We start from the raw sequence: 16,808 nt of genomic DNA, 5'->3' as shown, positions 1-16,808 counted from the left end.
GATGTCAGCCCCCTGGCATTTAAGGCAATAATCCAGCCCTGCTCCCTGCGTGCGACAAGGAAACGTCCCATCATGCTTTCGATCTACCAGCTCAAACCGCGCTTTCAGAACCTGTTGCGGCCGTTGGTGCAGCGCCTGTACGACAACGGCACCACCGCCAACCAGATCACCGTGCTGGCTGCGGTCATCTCTGTGCTGGTGGGCGCGCTGATCGCCCTGTTCGCCAACCACGCCTGGCTCTTCGCCTTGATCCCCGCCTGGATGATCCTGCGTATGGCGCTCAATGCCATCGACGGCATGCTCGCGCGGGAATTCGGCCAGCAATCGCGCCTGGGCGCCTACCTCAACGAACTCTGCGATGTGGTCGCCGACAGCGCGCTGATCCTGCCCTTCGCCCTGTTGCCCGGGGTCAGCCTGCCGCTGGTGCTGGCCGTGACCCTGCTGGCCCTGTTCAGCGAGTACGCCGGCGTACTGGGCCCGATGGTGGGTGCATCGCGGCGCTATGACGGCCCCATGGGCAAGAGCGACCGGGCCTTCATCCTCGGCGTGCTGGCCACCGGCATCGCCCTGGGCTGGCTCACGGCCCTGTGGATCAACGGCGTGCTGGCGCTGGTCGCCGCATTGCTGGTCTACACCCTGATCAATCGGGTTCGCCAGGGCCTCAAAGAAGTTCAGCACAATGCTCCCTCTGCATAAGGAAATGGCTATGCGCGACGCTCAACACCAGACGTTCCTGACCCATGACGGTGTCGAACTGTTCTATCGCCACTGGCCAGCCACTGAAGTGGCTCCTGGCGAGCCGCGCCAGGCGGTGATGCTGTTCCACCGTGGCCACGAACACTCCGGGCGCATTGCCCACCTGGTGGATGAACTGGATCTGCCGCACATCGACTTCTTCGCCTGGGATGCCCGTGGCCACGGCCAGTCGCCCGGGGCCCGGGGCGACAGCCCGAGCTTCGCCACCAGCGTGCGTGACGTGCAGACCTTCTGCGACCACCTGGGCAGCGCCCACGCAATCGCCGAGGAAGACATCGCCGTGGTCGCCCAGAGCGTGGGCGCGGTCATCGCCTCCACCTGGGTCCACGACTATGCGCCGCGCATCCGCTCACTGGTGCTGGCCTCGCCGGCCTTCAAGGTCAAGCTCTATGTGCCGTTCGCACGCCCTGGCCTGGCCCTGATGCGGCGCTTTCGCGGCAACTTCTTCGTCAACAGCTACGTCAAGGCACGCTTTTTGAGCCACGACCCGCAGCGAGTCGAGAGCTACGACAGCGACCCGCTGATCACCAAGGCCATTTCGGTCAACGTCCTGCTGGGCCTGTACGAAGCGGCAGACCGGGTGGTGGCCGACGCCCAGGCGATCCAGGTGCCGACCCAGCTGCTGATCTCCGGTTCCGACTTCGTGGTGCACCGCAAGCCCCAGGAGCAGTTCTTCGAGCGCCTGGGCAGCCTGCACAAGGAAAAACACATCCTCCCGGGCTTCTTCCACGACACCCTGGGGGAAAAGAACCGCGCGCCGGCCATGGCCAGCATCCGCCGCTTCATCCTGCAGAATTTCGCGCGCCCGCTGAACCGCCCTGCCCTGCTGGACGCCGACCGCCTGGGTGTTACCTGTGCCGAGTCCGAAGCGCTGTCCGCGCCGTTGCCGCACAACTCCCTGCGTGACCTCTACTGGCGCGCCACCCGCGCCAGCATGCGCCTGGGCAGCCAGCTGTCGGCGGGGGTCAAGCTGGGCTTCGACACCGGTTTCGACTCCGGCAGCACCCTGGACTACGTCTACCGCAACCGCCCTACCGGGCATACGCCCGTGGGCCGGATGATCGACCAGAACTACCTGAACTCCATCGGCTGGCGCGGCATCCGCCAGCGCAAGCTGCACGTGGAAGAACTGCTGCGCCTGGCCATGGAAAAGCTCCGCGGGCAAGACAGCGAAGTGCGCATCGTCGACATCGCCGCCGGCCACGGGCGCTACATCCTCGAGGCCCTGCAAGGGGTCAACCCGTTGCCGGAGTCGATCCTGCTACGCGACTACAGCGACATCAACGTGCGTGACGGCAGCGCGCTGATCCAGGAAAAAGGCCTGGGCGACATCGCCCGCTTCGTCAAAGGCAACGCCTTCGATCGCCAGGACCTGGCCGCCCTCGATCCGAAACCGACCCTGGCAGTGGTTTCCGGCTTGTACGAACTGTTCGCCGACAACCAGATGGTCGGCGACTCCCTGGCCGGCCTGGCCAGTGCCGTGGAGCCCGGTGGCTACCTGGTGTACACCGGCCAGCCGTGGCACCCGCAGCTGGAACTGATCGCCCGCGCCCTGACCAGCCATCGCGAAGGCCAGGCCTGGGTCATGCGCCGCCGCACCCAGGCGGAAATGGACCAGCTGGTGGAGGCCGCCGGCTTTCGCAAGGTGACCATGCGCGTGGATGAATGGGGGATCTTCAGCGTTTCCCTGGCGCAGCGAGTGCAATGATGGCCGCAGGCGCCTTGCCGGCCCGGGAGCCGGGCCTGCTGAAACCCGCGGTGCTCTGGCTGCTGTTGCTGGCACCGCTGTTTTTCGGCACCTATGGTTTCGCCACCTGGGTCACCGCGCAGCGAGACGACGTCGCCAGCCTGGTGTTCGACTGGGAGCGGTACATGCCGTTCTGGGCCTGGACCATCGTGCCCTACTGGTCCATCGACCTGCTCTACGGCCTGTCCCTGCTGCTGCCGCGCAGCCGTGACGAGCTCAAGCGCCATGCCTTGCGCCTGCTCACCGCCCAGCTGATCGCGGTCAGTTGCTTCCTGCTCTGGCCGCTGCGCTTCACCTTCCCCCGACCGGAACTGGATGGGGTGTTCGGCTGGCTGTTCGCGGTGCTGGCGGGTTTCGACAAGCCCTTCAACCAGGCGCCGTCCCTGCACATCGCCCTGCTGGTGGTACTCTGGGTCTGTTACGCGCGGCATATCCAGGGCTTCTGGCGGTGGCTGGTGCATGGCTGGTTCGCGCTGATCGGCGTCTCGGTACTGACCACTTATCAACACCACTTCATCGATGTGCCCACAGGCGCCCTGGCCGGCTGGCTGTGCGTCTGGCTGTGGCCGCTGGACCGTCCCAGCCCGCTGTTCAGCGCTCGCCTCACCCACGAGCCAAGGCGCCGCCAACTGGCCTTGCGCTACACCCTGGGCGCAGCGGCATTGACCCTGGTGGCGTTCACCTGGGGCGGCGTCGGCTGGTGGCTGCTGTGGCCGGCGCTGGCGCTGCTGTTGGTGGCGGTGAACTACGCCCTGCTGGACGCGGCAGGCTTCCAGAAGCGCGCGGACGGACGCCTGAGCCCGGCCGCCCGCTGGCTGCTGGCGCCTTACCTGGCGGCAGCCTGGATCAATTCGCGGCTGTGGACAAAAAACCATCCACAACCCGACCAGGTTGTGGATAACGTCTGGCTCGGGCGCCTGCCAACGCCGGATGAACTGGAGACTGGCCCCTTCGCTGCGGTCCTCGACCTGTGCGCCGAACTGTCCCTGGACGGGCGCTCGCTTGCCGCCTACCAGAGCCTGCCGGTGCTCGACCTGTGCGCACCGAGCCCGGCCCAGTGCCTGGCGGCCGCCCAGGCCATCGAGCGCCTGCGCCAACAGGGACCCTTGCTGGTGTGTTGCGCCCTGGGTTATTCGCGCAGTGCCTCGGCGATTGCCGCCTGGTTGCTGCACAGCGGACGCGCAGCCACGGTGGATGGCGCCGTGGTGCAACTGCAGCGCGCACGCCCGCGGATCGTCCTGCAAGCCGCCCATCGCCAGGCCCTGGAAAGCCTGGTGAAAGACCGGAGCCCAGCCCATGGCCAGTGACATGCAGTTGTTCAGCGTCGCCAGCCTGCTGCGTCGGGGCCAGGCCCTGGATCAGTTATCCACAGGCCTGACCCTGCTCGGTGCCCTGTATGGCCTGGGTCAGTTCTTGCTGGCCAGCGTCAGCCTGGTCGGCCTGGTGCTCAGCGTGAGCCTGGTGGCGCTGGGCCTTGTGGAAAAGTACCTGGCGCTGCGCGTCGCCTTCGATGCCGACCTGTTCCAGCGGGTGGCCGACGCCCCCGCCTCCCTGGAGCACAGTACCCAAGCCCTGGACCAGGCCCTGAGCAGCCTGGGCCTGCAACCTGCCGACCGCGGCGGCCGGCCCTGGCATGAACGCAGCCAGGGCGCCCTGGGCCTGCTGCGCCGCCAGGCACTGCTGCTGGCGACACAGGTGCTGATACTGTTGAGCGTGATCCTGACCAGCCCCTGGCTGGCCTTTGCCGGATAAGGAATGCCCATGTTCGAACCTCTGGTTGCCAACCTCATCACCTCCGCCGCCCGCAGCATCACCGGCGCCCGCAGCCTGTGGCTGGGCTCGGCGCCGCAGGCGGTGCAACGCATCTACTTCGCCAACCACAGCAGCCACGGCGACTTCGTGCTGCTCTGGGCCTCGCTGCCGCCGGCCCTGCGGCGCCTGACCCGGCCCGTGGCCGGTGCCGACTACTGGCAGAAAAGCAATCTGCGCCGCTACATCATCAATCGGGTGTTCAACGGTGTGCTGATCGACCGCGAACGCAAGGAGGCTGTGGATAACAATCCCCTGCAGCCGATGCTCGACGCCCTGGACAACGGCGACTCGCTGATCATCTTCCCGGAAGGCACGCGCAACCCGGAGGACGGCCTGCTGCCGTTCAAGAGCGGGATCTACCACCTGGCCAAGCGTTATCCACAGGTGGAGGTGATTCCGGTGTGGATCGCCAACCTCAACCGGGTCATGCCCAAGGGGCGTTTCCTGCCTTTGCCGCTGCTGTGCACCACCAGTTTCGGCGCGCCGCTGACCCTGGAAGAAGACGAAAGCAAGGAACACTTTCTCGAACGCAGCCGCGCCGCGCTGCTGGCCCTGGCCCCGGAGCACGCCTGAGATGGATAAGCAGACCCTGATGTTGTTCGGCGGCATCGGCGCCATTCTGGTGCTGGCCTCGCTGATCGGATTCATCCTCAAATGGCGCACCCGGGCCAGCCCCAACCCGGTGATCGACAACCTCAATGCGCGAATCAACGCCTGGTGGGTGATGGTGCTGGTGATCGGCATCGCCTTCTGGCTCGGCACCGCGGCCGTGATCCTGCTGTTCTACGCAGTCTCGTTCTACGCCCTGCGCGAGTTCCTGACCCTGACCCCGACCCGGCGCAGCGACTACCCGGCGCTGGTGGCAGCCTTCTACCTAGCCCTGCCCCTGCAATACCTGCTGATCTACTCGGACTGGTACGGGCTGTTCTCGATCTTCATTCCGGTCTATGTGTTTTTGCTGCTGCCGATCCTCGCCTCGCTGGGCGGTGACAGCACGCACTTCCTGGAGCGCGCCTCCAAGGTCCAGTGGGGCCTGATGATCGCGGTGTTCTGCGTGTCCTTCGTGCCGGCTCTGCTGACCCTGGACATCGCCGGTTATGAGGGCCGCAACCTGCTGCTGATCGCCTACCTGGTGATCGTGGTGCAGCTCTCGGACGTGCTGCAGTACGTCTGTGGAAAACTCTTCGGCAAACGCAAGATCGCCCCCAACCTGTCGCCTTCCAAGACCGTCGAGGGTTTTGTCGGCGGTATCCTGCTGGCTTCGATGATCGGCGGTGCACTGTTCTGGATCACCCCGTTCAACGTCTGGCAATCGTTCCTCATCGCCCTGTTGATCAACCTGCTGGGCTTTGCCGGCGGCATCGTGATGTCGGCGATCAAGCGCGACCGCGGGGTCAAGGACTGGGGGCACATGATCGAGGGCCACGGCGGCATGCTCGATCGCCTGGATTCGGTGTGCTTCGCCGCGCCGATCTTTTTCCACCTGGTGCGCTACTGGTGGACCTGACCCCCTGTGGCGGGCGAGCTTGCTCGCGCTGGACTGCAGCGCGGCCCCACACCCGGCCAGCACCGAGTGCCTGACACAGCGCATGGCCTGATTCTGCGGCCGCTGCGCGCCGGGGCGCCGGCCGACCGGGCGGGAGCAAGCTCCCTCGCCACCCACAGCCGGGCAAGGATCATCAGCCCGGCAAATGCCCCAGCGGCAGTGGACCCGGGGTCTTCACCGTGTGGATGGCAAAATTGCTGCGGATATCGCTGACCCCGGGAATCTTCAGCAGATAGCCGGTCAGGAAGCGGTCGTAGCCCCGCAGGTCGGGCACCACCACCTGCAGCAGGAAGTCCGATTCGCCGGACACCAGGAACGCCGAGATCACTTCCGGCAACTGCAACACGGCCTGGCGGAAGGCTTCGGCCTCGGCGTCGTTGTGCCGCTCGACCTTGACCCCGACGAATACCGTCAGCCCCAGGCCCACCTCATCGCGGGCCAGGACGGCCTGGTAACCGCGGATCACCCCGGCCTCTTCCAGCATCCGTACCCGGCGCAGGCAAGGCGAGGGCGACAGGCCGATCTCCTCCGCCAGTTGCACATTGCTCAGGCGGCCGTCGCGCTGCAGGGCGGCGAGGATCTTGCGGTCGTAGGCATCGAGTTTCATGGTTGGCATATCCGGCTGGTCCATTGGCTGAATACTGGAAGATTATGCCAATTTTCGCGAACCTGCTGAGGGATTACGCAAGCACCTGCCCTGCCCTGCGGCCCTAAACTGGAGGCACCGACTCGACAACGAATGGGGGTGCAAGGTGGCGCAACTGTGGATGTTTTTCCTGGCTTTGGCGGTGGTCTACCTGCTGCCCGGTCCCGACATGATCCTGCTGTTGCAGACGGGTGCCCGCCAGGGCAAGGCCCAGGCACTGGCCACGGCCCTGGGCCTGGCCATTTCCCGGGGCTGCCATGTGGCCCTGGCCGCCCTGGGCCTGGCGGCCTTGTTCAAGGCCGCACCCTGGACCTTCGATGTGGTTCGCCTGGCAGGCGCCGCCTACCTGCTGTGGATCGGTATCCAGTGCCTGAGGAGCAACCTGTTGCCCACGCTGGACAGCAGTGGCGCCGTCGCCACGCCGTTGCGCTGGCGCCAGGCGATCCAGCGTGGAGTGCTGACCAACCTGCTGAACCCCAAGGCTTTGCTGTTCTGCTCGGTGCTGTTGCCGCAATTCGTCGACCCCCAGGCCGGGGCTGTGGCACCTCAATTCGTCACACTGGGTGTATTGCTAGTGGGTGTCGGTGCGCTGTTCGACTGCTGCTACGCCCTGGCTGGCGCCGGGCTGGGCCGCTGGATGCAACGCAGCCCCTCCGCGCAGCGCCTGCAGCAATGGCTGTTCGGTAGCCTGTTGATCGGCTTCGCCGTGCGCCTGACCTTCGTCCAGCAAGCCTGATGTAGCCGCTAGGCCGCGACCGCAATACCTGGCACTGCGCTGCATCTGGCACACCGCGCCAGCTGGCCTCGCGGCTCGTGCCGAGCCGTGCGCAGCCTGCGGCAGCGGCTACACGAAACCCTGTAGCCGCTGTCGAGCGCAGCGAGGCTGCGAACGGGTGCGCAGCACCCGCAATACCTGGCACTGCGCTGCATCCGGCACACCGCGCCAGCTGGCCTGGCGGCTCGTGCCGAGCCGTGCGCAGCCTGCGGCAGCGGCTACACGAAACCCTGTAGCCGCTGTCGAGCGCAGCGAGGCTGCGACCGGGTGCGCAGCGCCCGCAATACCTGGCATCTAGGCCTTGCGTCGGCGGCGGATCAGGTACGCCCCCCCCAACAGCAGCAGCGCCGCGCCACCGGTGGCGGCCAGCGCATGCTCCTTGAGGCTGGAGCGGCTGGCATCGACCCACTGGGTCAGGTAACGCTTGTTGGCGCTGCCGAAATCCGGCTCCTCGCAGTTCATGCCGAAATTGCCGGCCCACTCCACAAAGGGACCGTTCTCCACGTAGCGCCGGTAGTAGTCGATCTCCAGGTCGCTGCCCCGGGTCCAGCGCGAGGCCTTGCACAGCACCGCCGCGAAGGCCTGGCTGGTGTGGGGCAGGAAGTCCGCCGCCCGGTTGCCCAGTTCCCCGGCCACGTAACGGTAGTGGTAACGCACATCGGGCTCGGCGGTGCTGGCTTGCTGGCGCTGCACCTCATCGGCGCCGAGGAACGGTCCCGCCTGCACCGGCGGGATCTCCAGGTCGTAGCTACCCCAGAGGCTGTGGTAGTCCGGCCCCATCTCGTAGCCGAGGATCTCCATGCCCGAGGCCCGCGCCAGCTTGCCCGCCTGGTAGTAACCCTCGGCCCGACGGGTGGGCAACCAGGCCGACTCGGCGCTGCGCCGGTACTCGCCGTAGGCCTTGGCGATGGCCTGGCGCTCCGGACTGTCGAAGTAGCCCCAGCCTTCTTCATAGCGCCCTTCGCGCAGCAACCGGCGGCCCAGCAGTTCACGCAACTGCGCGGCAATCGGCAAGCTCTCGTAGTAGGCATCTGGCTGCTTGGCGGTGGGCGGCGGCGCCGGTACCTGGGCGTCGACGAACTGCTTGAGTTCATCGCTGGTGAGCACCCGCTCCGCCACGGTCGCCGCGTCGTGCCAGTAGATGTCGCCACTGCGATAGAGCAGTTCGAACGCCTGCACGTAGTCGCCACGGTCCAGGGCCAGCAAGGCGCTTTCACCTTCTACCCGGCAGCCCGGCTTGAGGTCTTCATAGTTGCTGCCGTAGTCGCCGCGAAAGCCCCAGCTTTCATCCCGGGGGAACGCGGCGGCCGCCTTGGCATAGGCCCCTGCGGCAGCCACCTTGTCGCCGGCGCGCACGGCCATCTTGGCCCGCAGCCACCAGGCCAGGCCGCCGTCGCCGGCATGCTCGAGCAGCAACTGGGTGGTGGCGAAATCACCGTTCTGGTAATTCAGCGCCGCCAGCCGGTCGGCATTGTCGAAATTCCCGGCGGTGCCCTGGCTCAGCAGCTTGACCAGGTTGCGTTCGGAGTCCGGTCTTTCGCCAAAGGACCAGCCTTGGTGGGACACCAGCGAGGCAGTCAGCAGGCGTGCTACCGCAGGCTGCTTGAGCTGCTGCAGCAGTTGCTCGTCCGGCAGGCTGCCAAGCTCGTTCACCACTTGCTTGAGGGAGCTGTAGCCGACATCCGATCCCAGCAGGCTCTGGCTGGCATACAGGTCGATGGCCTGGCTCCAGTCGCCCTGGTTCTTCAGGATGCGCGCCTCTTCGCCCAGGCTGGCAATCCCCAGTTCCTGCGGATCGCTGAAGCCGTCGATGCTCAATTGGCGGCTCTGGGCAAACGCCTTGCGCGCGGCCAGCAAGGTATCCCGTCGGCCCTGGTCGTCCAGCTCGTTGGCTTCTGCACTGATGGCGCTCAAGGCCCGGCCCAGGGAATAGGCCGCCCAGGTGCTGCGTAGCGCCCGCTGTTCGGCGGGCAGTGCCAGGACCTGGCGAAAATACTCGGCTGCCAGTTCGTGCTCCCCCGCGTTGAAGGCCACCGCGCCAGCGGTATACAGCCTCAGCTCGGCCGGCAGGCTGGCGCCCTGTTGTTCCACCACGCGAGCGTCAATGAGCTTGCGCAATTCCGCGACCTGGCTGCGCTGGGTGCTATCGAGGCCATCCTGTTCGGTCCTGAGGCGCTTTTGCTCCTCGGTTTCGTAATCGGCGCTATCGACTGGCTTGACGACCGGCTTGAGCCCGGCAACGGCCTGGCCCAGGCGGCTGACTTCGAACTTGAAACTGCCCTCCGGGAGCTGCGCCAGGGTTTGCGAGCGATCCTCCAGCAGGCGCATGGGAAAAGTCGGCCCGCAGGCCTGGGCCGGAGCCAGGGGCAGCAACAGGCTCAGGCACAACAAATGGCGGGATCTAGGGACGAACATGCACAGCTCCTTGGTCAATTTTTATACAGCGGGCCCAACCTACGGCCCGGCTGCCACCGGCCGCCAGGCGGCCGGTCTGCTGGCGGGTCAATTGCAGCTGGCCGTCGTGCAACTGGGCGGTGTATCCGCCCAGCCCGTCGAATCCGTCGCATTGGGCAACGGCCAGGGTCAGTTGTTCAGGCAAGGAGCGATCGAGGTTGCCCGGATTGCTCAAGCGAATATCGAACAGGCCATCCTGCTCATGCAGGCTGATGCTCAACCGGCTGTCCAGGGTATCGCCGCGGGCCACCGCCCTGAGGGTCTCCAGGCTCCAGGCCCGGACATCCCCCTTGAGCGGCAGACGAAACCAGATCAGCCCGGCCAGGTGCGGCGGCGGATCGTTGCGCAGGGTGCTGGCCAGCACGCTCAGCTGGCCGGGATCGGCCATCAGCTCGCGACGCTCGCCGCGCCGGGCGATGGGCGCCTCGCTCTCCACCAGCGGTGCCCCTTCACTGGCCGACAACAGGGCTACGCCATAGGCGGGCACGGCCAGGTAGAAGGGTTTGTCGGTCACTCGCGCCCAGCGCCGGGCCCATTGTTCGGCCTGCCCGGGATCGAACAGACCACGCCGAGGATCGCTCACCGCATGCACCTGAAGCACGCTGCTGTCGACCTGGGCCAGCAGCGCCGGCAGTTCGCGGCTGTCGAGCCAGGCCGGCAGCGCAGTGATACTCAGGGCCAGGGACGCCGGCAACTGGGCCCGCAGGCGCGCCAGCAGCTCGGCATAACCCGGCAGCCGCGCGGACCCGGCATCGTGGTCGATCTCCAGGCCGGCCAGGGTCAGCCCTTGCCCCTGCCAATCGGCTAGCAGTTGTTGCACCTGGGCGAGAATCTCGTCCTGATTCAAGGAGGGCAATTGCCCATCGAGGCGGACTACCGCGATCACCGGGCGACCGTCCTGGCGCAGCACATCGGCATCGATTCGCGCACGGCTCCAGCCGGCCTGTGGAAAAGCCTGCAAGGCCAGCACCCGAACGGTGGAAAAGTCTGCCCGGGAACCTGCCAGGGCGGCGGCATGGGCAGGCGTCCACTGGCGTTGCCAGATATACAGCTGCTGATCCAGCGGGGGCGCGTCTTCATGGCGGCAGGCAGTGAGCAGCAGCCCGCAGAGGAACACGGCGCAGAAACGGAGCAAGGCCCGGGAGAGCATGAATCGTTGATTCCCTTTAACACAGGAAGCCCAGCAATACCGGGCGCCATTCACTTGATCGATGTTGCCTGTAGCCACTGCTGAGCCCGCGACGCTGCGAAGAGGACCGCAGGGCCTTGCCTGGCAATCCCCCCAGGTGCCCTCGCCTGCAACCTGCAGCGACAGTGACACAGTTGGCGCCAGCCTACGCAGGGGTGGGGTTGGCGGCAATCGCCGGGGAGGATTTTTTCTCGCGGCTACAGGTCCAGGATCAAGGGTGATGCAACGTTATCCACAGCCGCGGGCACCGCGCAGCAAATCAGCACCTGGCCCGGCTCGGGCAGTTGCGCCGGCACCTGTGGATAATTCACCTGGCCGCTGAGCAGGCGCGTCTGGCAGGTGCCGCAGGAACCACCACGACAGCTGAACTCCGGGCGCAGGCCGACGCTCTCCGCCAGTTGCAGCAGGCTGCCGCTGCCCGGCTGCCAGTCAGGTACCAGGCCCGACTGCTGGAAACGCACCGGCACCACGCCAGTCGCCGCAGCCGGCTGGTGCCACGACGCCGCCTGTGGATCGGGCCGGCGATGCAGGGTCGAGGGCCCGAAGGTCTCGGCGTGGATCTGCCCGTCGCTGATGTCCAGGTCCCGCAGGCCGTCATAGAGGGCCTGGGTGAAGGCGCCGGGACCGCAGAGGACGAAATCCGCGCTGTCATAGTCATCCAGCCCCACGTGATCCAGCACCAGCCGCGTGTCGATCCGCCCTGATCGGTCGAAGTCCACGCCCGGCTGTGCTTCGGGCTCCGGCTGGCTGAGCAGGCGCAGTACCTGCAACGATTCCCCGGCCAGCTCCATCAATGTGTGCAGCTCACGGGCGAATGGCTGCTCGGCCAGGCTGCGCGAACTCTGCAGCAGCCACGTAGGCCGCATGCGTCGGGTACGCAAGCCCTGATACACCACCTCTCGCAGCATCGACAGCAACGGGGTGATGCCCACTCCCGCCGCCACCAAGACCAGGGGGCGAAGTCCCCTGGACTCGGCCGTGAAGCGACCTTGAGGAACCCGGGCCTGCAACAGGTCACCTGCGCCGACGGCATCGTGCAAGTGCCTGGATACCTGGCCCTCACGCTTGACGCTGATGCGCAGGAATCCGTCGGAAGGCGCGCTGGACAGGCTATAGGTGCGAATCAGCGGCTGCTGGTCGAGCGTCACTCGCACTGGCAGATGCTGGCCGGGCAGGAAGCCCGGCAGGCCGGCGTCATCCGCAGGCTCCAGGTAGAACGAGCGGATGTTGCAGCTCTCGTCCTCGATCCGGGCCACCCGCAGCGGCCGCCATTGCGCGCCCAGGGCGTGGGCCCGCAAGCGCGCCTCGGCCAGGCTCCAGGTGCCGGTCAGCAGGCTGTTGGGAGAAAAACCCTCCAGCTGCCACCGCAGGGACAGGGCCGCCGGACGCCGTACCATCCGCTCCACGGTAAAGCGCCACAGCCGCTCGGCGCCCTGGAAGGCACTGACCAGCGGGCCATCGAGGATAATTTCGGTATGGCCTGTGAGCTGCAGCAACTCGCCGCTATGAAAATCGATGAACAACAGGCCGGCCCTGGGGTTGAGCAGCAGGTTGCCCAGGGTATTGAAATGCAGGTTGCCGGCGAAATCCGGGATGGTCAGGCAATTGTCCTCGACCCGCACGAACCCGGCCTGCCCGCCACGGTGGGACACATCCACCGAGCGCTGGCCTTCCAGGTCGACGTAGCTGGCCACGAAAAACGTATCCGCCGCGCCGATCATCGCCCGTGCTGCGTCATCCAGGCCCTGGCGCCACTGGGCGGGGCGGCTGGCAGGCGCGGCCAGGGGCACAGTGCACATCTGTCGCAGCTGGATGTACTGCGGGCAATTGCCGAAGGACTGCTGCACCGTCACGCCAAAACCCCGGGAATCGAGGCTGGCGATCCGTCCATTGAGGCGGTTGCGCCGCCTCGTGTGCAACTCGATCCCCAGCAAGCCCAGGGCTGAACCTTCCTGCAGCTGCAACGGATCGTCGATGGCCGGCAGGCTGTCCAGGCGCAACAGGGTGTCTTGTGGGGCTCGGGCAAAGCCGGGCGGCCCTTCGAGAATGCTCGCCCAGGGAGCGCCATCGGCATCCACCGCCCCCACCAGCATGAATGGCAGCTGTTGGTAGAACTGCCGGTGCTGGTCGGGCATCGCCTGGCGAATAACCTTGGCCCCCCAGGCTTCCATGCGCTCGGCCACCCCGGCCCGAACCTGCAACTGCCGCTCGCCGGCATGCCAGGGGGACTGGACACTCATGCTGAACCTCCAGCGCCTCAGGCGCTTTTCAGGCCGGCTGCCGTGGATGGCATGGGCACGAAGCCCGGCAGGGCTTCGATCCGCGCCAGCCAGGCCCGCACGTTGGGGTAGTCCGCCAGGGACACGTTGCCCTCCGGTGCGTGGGCGATGTAGCTGTAGCCTGCAACGTCGGCGATGGTCGCCTGCTCACCCACCAGGAAGGGGCGGCCGGCCAGTTCCTGGTCCATGACCTTGAGCAGGCCATGGGCACGGGCGATGACTTCCTCGGCATTGAAGGTCGCGCCGAACACCGTGATCAGCCGCGCCGCGGCCGGACCGAAAGCGATCGGGCCTGCCGCCACCGACAACCAGCGCTGTACCTGCGCCGCGCCTACCGGGTCGGTGGGCAGCCAGTGGCCGCGGCCATAACGTTGCGCCAGGTACACCAGGATTGCGTTGGAGTCCGCCAGGACGGTGCCCTGGTCATCGATCACCGGCACTTGGCCAAAGGCGTTGAGGGCCAGGAACTCGGGCTGCTTGTGGGCGCCCTGGGCCAGGTCGACGAAGACGGTTTCAGTGGGCAGATCCAGCAGCGACAGCATCAGCTCGACGCGATGGGCGTGGCCGGACCGGGGAAAGTTGTAGAACTTGATGGGAAGCAGGGACATGCTCGACTCCGCAGGCTGGGACGCGGTCGAAGGGCCGCGCTGGCAGAGGCATCTTGTTCCATGACGCAAAACAACAGAATCACCATAAATCGCAATCTGGCATTTCATCCTGCGCAATAAAGCTGATCAGGAATTGAGCGATGGATGCTCACGCAGGGTCTGCACGGCAAAATCGACAAAGCTGCGGACCCGCGCCGCAGCCTTGCGTCCGCCCTGGTACACCACATGGATCGGCAAGGGCGGTAGCTCGAAATCCGCCAACACGATCTGCAACCGGCCGGCAGCCACCTGATCGGCCACCTGATAGGACAACACCCGGGTCAGGCCCAGCCCCAGAACCGCAGCACTGATGGCTGCCTGGTTGGCGCTCACCAGCAGCCGCGGCTCGGGACGGATGCTCAGGACGCGACCGGCGTCGTTGAATTGCCAGTGGCGCGCCTGGCCGGTGGAGGATGGCGCAATCAGCGGAGCCTGGCGCAGTTCATCGGGGTGCTGGGGGCAACCCTGGGCTGCCAGGAACCCTGGAGCCGCACACACCACCCGGCGCACCTGGCCTACTCGGATGCTGTGCTGGCCGCTGTCCGGCAATTCGCCGATGCGCACCGCCACATCGATGCCTTCATCCACCATGTTCGCCACTCGGTCCACCAGCAAGGCGTTGACGCTGACCTGTGGATAACGTTGCAGATAACGCACCAGCAGCGGGGTGACGAACAGATCGCCGAACAGCACCGGCGCGGTCAGGCTCAATTGCCCCCGGGGCTGGGCGTGGATGCCGGCGGCCGAGGCCTCGGCATCCTGGACCTCGGCAAGAATGCGTCGGCAGTCCTCCAGATAACGTTGCCCGGCTTCGCTCAGGTGCACCTTGCGGGTTGTGCGCACCAGCAACTGGGTGCCGATGCGCTGTTCGAGGGCTGCCACGGCCCGGGTGACGCTGGCCGCCGACAGGTTCAGGCGCCGCGCAGCCGCGGCGAACCCCTGCTCCTGGGCGACACAGACGAACACCTGCATTTCCTGAAACCTGTCCATGTCTTATCTCACCTGGCAGCGCCCACCCGACAGGCGCCCCGCTCGCGCAGCATAATCCACAGCCACGACGTCAGGGAGCGCACCAGGTCTGCACCTCGTGCTTGTCGAATCCGGGACAACGGTTGGTTTTGGCAATCAGCCGGTAAGGCTGGTCTTCGGCGTAGGAAAAATAGAAGTAGTACTGCCGATCTTCCCCGTACAGCCAATAGGAAGAGGAACCCTGGTTGATCAGGGTCGGTTCAAACGTCCAGATGGACGATTCAGCAGGAATGAAATTGGCTCGGTCCATCAACAGCAAGAGGCTGTTGGAGAGCACTGGGGTCAGGGCTCCCAGCCCCAGGACAACTACCATCAGAACGATCATCCATCCATGAATCAGGCGAAGTTTCATTGGTTTTCCATTAGCGCGATAAAAAGTTACGGCCTGTGCACAAGTCGGGATTCGCCGGGCCGTCCCCTTGCAGTCGCTGTGGGTTCGAAGCCCCAAAACTGTCGCACAAAAATAACGCTCTGATTTCAATTGTTTTTCCAAGATCCAACGCGGACAGGCGGGCGAGGAAACCGGTGCGCCTCAGCCGCCTGGATCGTTCCCATCGGCGGCGTGAAGCTCGCGTCATCCGCGGTGACGACAGACTGCCTTTCAGGTCTTGCCGCGTCCCTGGTTGCTCTTTGATAATCCGCCGCTCGGGCCAACCACTGGCCCCAGGGATGCGTGTCGCATCAGAGGCGGAGCTCAGCATGGATGTACAGGCCGCAGCGCGGTTGGGCGATGAAATCGCCCATGGATTCGGAGTTGCCGCCATGCTCGCCGGCGCGGTCGCGGGCGCTCTCATTGGCGCGGCCGTCATTGCGGCAACCGCGGCAACGGGTGGCCTGGCGGTGGTAATCCTCGCGGGTTCGGTCGCCGCCGGGGGCCTGTCGATGTTCCAGTTGGTGAAGGGACTGTCGACCATCTTCGATCTGCCCGAGCCAACCACCGGGGAACTCATAAGGGGCAGCCCCAACGTTTTCGTCAACTTGCGCAATGCCATGCGTGCAGGCGAGGACGTGTCCAGTTCCTGTACCGGCTTTCCCGTGGCGCATCCACCCTGGCCCCTTCCGGTCACCATCGCCGAGGGCAGCGCTACCGTGTACATCAACGGCAAGCCGGCGGCGCGCCTGACCAGCAAGATGACCTGCGGTGCGCATATCAAGTCCGGTAGCCAGAACACCTTCATCGGCGGTCCGACGCTGCAGGTGGAGTTCGTGCTGGATATCGAGGGCTGGCTGCACACGGGCCTCGAGGTGCTGGGCCTGGTCGCCGCCGCCGGGGCACTGGTGCTGGCCGCCATGGCCGGCCTCGCGGCCCTGCTGACTACCGTGGCGGTGGGGGCCGCGATCTACGGCGGCATGGAGTTGCTGGGGCAACTCGGCGACCGGCTCGGCCCGGGCTACCGTGACCTGCTGCAAGGCGTCGCCGGCCTGGCGCTGCTCGGCGCCGGGCCGAAAATGGCCAAGTTGAGCGCTGAACGCAATGCCGCGCGACTGGCCAACCAGTCGCAAGTGCTCGAGGTGCGCACGGCCGCCCAGGTCAACGAAGCGATGGTCACCGAGGGCAACTTGCCGGCGTGGCTGGAAGGCACCCAGGTCAAGACCGAAATAGTGCCGCCGGGAAGGCAATACCAGATGGTCGTCGCCAAGGGCCAGGCCGAGGCCATCATGCAGGGCAAGCCAGCCTTCGGAGGTTTCGCCGCCCCCGAGCCGATTCCCAACCAGGCCTATGCCCGGGATAAACTGGTGATCCTCGATCGATTCAAGACAGACGTGTCCCATGTGATCACCGTCGAAACCACCGCACCGCAAAAGATTCACAGTGGCATCACCGGTCCGCTGGAGAACTACAAGGGTGGAGTGCAGCAAGTGGAGTTCGTCGGTGACAGGAATCTGAAAATTGTCGGCACGCCGAGTGTGCTGCCTGTGGAGTGAAA

General features: G+C 66.0%; 15 protein-coding genes. 8 read left to right on the top strand and 7 right to left on the bottom strand.

All coding sequences use genetic code 11. The features are described from left to right. Positions 1-72 precede the first annotated feature (72 nt). From LGQ10_RS19345 to LGQ10_RS19320, 6 genes are read left to right on the top strand one after another with little or no spacing between them, the layout of a single operon-like run. Positions 73-696: a CDP-alcohol phosphatidyltransferase family protein gene (locus LGQ10_RS19345; RefSeq protein WP_058438734.1), complete on the top strand. Its 624-nt coding sequence runs from the start codon at positions 73-75 to the stop codon at positions 694-696. 10 nt (positions 697-706) lie between these two features. Beyond that, positions 707-2,464 carry a bifunctional alpha/beta hydrolase/class I SAM-dependent methyltransferase gene (locus tag LGQ10_RS19340; RefSeq protein WP_226522911.1) on the top strand — a complete coding sequence of 586 codons (1,758 nt, stop codon included), beginning with the start codon at positions 707-709 and terminating at the stop codon, positions 2,462-2,464. Continuing rightward, the gene (locus LGQ10_RS19335) at positions 2,464-3,810 is read left to right on the top strand and encodes a phosphatase PAP2/dual specificity phosphatase family protein (RefSeq protein ID WP_226522910.1); all 1,347 of its coding nucleotides are present in this window, start codon (positions 2,464-2,466) and stop codon (positions 3,808-3,810) included. Before LGQ10_RS19340 ends, LGQ10_RS19335 begins: the two co-directional genes overlap by 1 nt. Further along, a complete protein-coding gene (locus tag LGQ10_RS19330; protein WP_226522909.1) occupies positions 3,800-4,255 on the top strand; it encodes a hypothetical protein in 456 nt (151 codons plus the stop codon). Before LGQ10_RS19335 ends, LGQ10_RS19330 begins: the two co-directional genes overlap by 11 nt. A gap of 9 nt (positions 4,256-4,264) precedes the next feature. After that, positions 4,265-4,888 carry a lysophospholipid acyltransferase family protein gene (locus tag LGQ10_RS19325; RefSeq protein WP_058436080.1) on the top strand — a complete coding sequence of 208 codons (624 nt, stop codon included), beginning with the start codon at positions 4,265-4,267 and terminating at the stop codon, positions 4,886-4,888. 1 nt (position 4,889) lies between these two features. Further along, entirely contained in the window at positions 4,890-5,822 is a 933-nt protein-coding gene (locus LGQ10_RS19320) for a phosphatidate cytidylyltransferase (protein WP_226522908.1), read from the top strand. Between the two features lie 172 nt (positions 5,823-5,994). Here the strand turns inward: LGQ10_RS19320 and LGQ10_RS19315 are convergent, their stop codons facing one another. Further along, positions 5,995-6,468 (bottom strand): Lrp/AsnC family transcriptional regulator, encoded by a 474-nt coding sequence (locus LGQ10_RS19315; RefSeq protein WP_058436083.1) that lies wholly within the window; start codon positions 6,466-6,468, stop codon positions 5,995-5,997. Positions 6,469-6,613: 145 nt separating this feature from the next. Here LGQ10_RS19315 and LGQ10_RS19310 point away from each other — a divergent pair, with 145 nt between their 5' ends. Then, positions 6,614-7,243 (top strand): LysE family translocator, encoded by a 630-nt coding sequence (locus LGQ10_RS19310; protein WP_058436081.1) that lies wholly within the window; start codon positions 6,614-6,616, stop codon positions 7,241-7,243. Between the two features lie 333 nt (positions 7,244-7,576). Here the strand turns inward: LGQ10_RS19310 and LGQ10_RS19305 are convergent, their stop codons facing one another. The 6 genes from LGQ10_RS19305 to LGQ10_RS19280 all read right to left on the bottom strand — a co-directional run bounded on the left by LGQ10_RS19305 (position 7,577) and on the right by LGQ10_RS19280 (position 15,232). After that, positions 7,577-9,697, bottom strand: coding sequence for a hypothetical protein (locus LGQ10_RS19305; RefSeq protein ID WP_226522907.1), 2,121 nt, complete (start codon positions 9,695-9,697; stop codon positions 7,577-7,579). Then, a complete protein-coding gene (locus LGQ10_RS19300) occupies positions 9,684-10,886 on the bottom strand; it encodes a DUF3142 domain-containing protein (protein WP_226522906.1) in 1,203 nt (400 codons plus the stop codon). The genes LGQ10_RS19305 and LGQ10_RS19300 overlap by 14 nt, the downstream gene beginning before the upstream one ends. A gap of 236 nt (positions 10,887-11,122) precedes the next feature. Further along, positions 11,123-13,165 carry a pyridoxamine 5'-phosphate oxidase family protein gene (locus tag LGQ10_RS19295; protein ID WP_226522905.1) on the bottom strand — a complete coding sequence of 681 codons (2,043 nt, stop codon included), beginning with the start codon at positions 13,163-13,165 and terminating at the stop codon, positions 11,123-11,125. Positions 13,166-13,182: 17 nt separating this feature from the next. Then, positions 13,183-13,812 carry a glutathione S-transferase family protein gene (locus LGQ10_RS19290; RefSeq protein WP_226522904.1) on the bottom strand — a complete coding sequence of 210 codons (630 nt, stop codon included), beginning with the start codon at positions 13,810-13,812 and terminating at the stop codon, positions 13,183-13,185. Between the two features lie 126 nt (positions 13,813-13,938). Further along, positions 13,939-14,841 (bottom strand): LysR family transcriptional regulator, encoded by a 903-nt coding sequence (locus LGQ10_RS19285; protein ID WP_058433222.1) that lies wholly within the window; start codon positions 14,839-14,841, stop codon positions 13,939-13,941. Between the two features lie 70 nt (positions 14,842-14,911). Then, positions 14,912-15,232, bottom strand: a complete 321-nt coding sequence (locus LGQ10_RS19280) for a hypothetical protein (protein WP_058433223.1) — start codon at positions 15,230-15,232, stop codon at positions 14,912-14,914. A gap of 347 nt (positions 15,233-15,579) precedes the next feature. Here LGQ10_RS19280 and LGQ10_RS31415 point away from each other — a divergent pair, with 347 nt between their 5' ends. Then, on the top strand, positions 15,580-16,806 hold the full coding sequence (locus LGQ10_RS31415; RefSeq protein ID WP_058433224.1) for a PAAR domain-containing protein: 1,227 nt from the start codon (positions 15,580-15,582) through the stop codon (positions 16,804-16,806). The last annotated feature ends 2 nt before the right edge of the window (positions 16,807-16,808 follow it).

It is taken from the genome of Pseudomonas sp. L5B5 (assembly GCF_020520285.1).
Classification (GTDB): Bacteria; Pseudomonadota; Gammaproteobacteria; order Pseudomonadales; family Pseudomonadaceae; genus Aquipseudomonas.
Note: the sequence above shows the minus strand (reverse complement) of the source record. Positions and strands in the feature narration are given on the sequence as shown.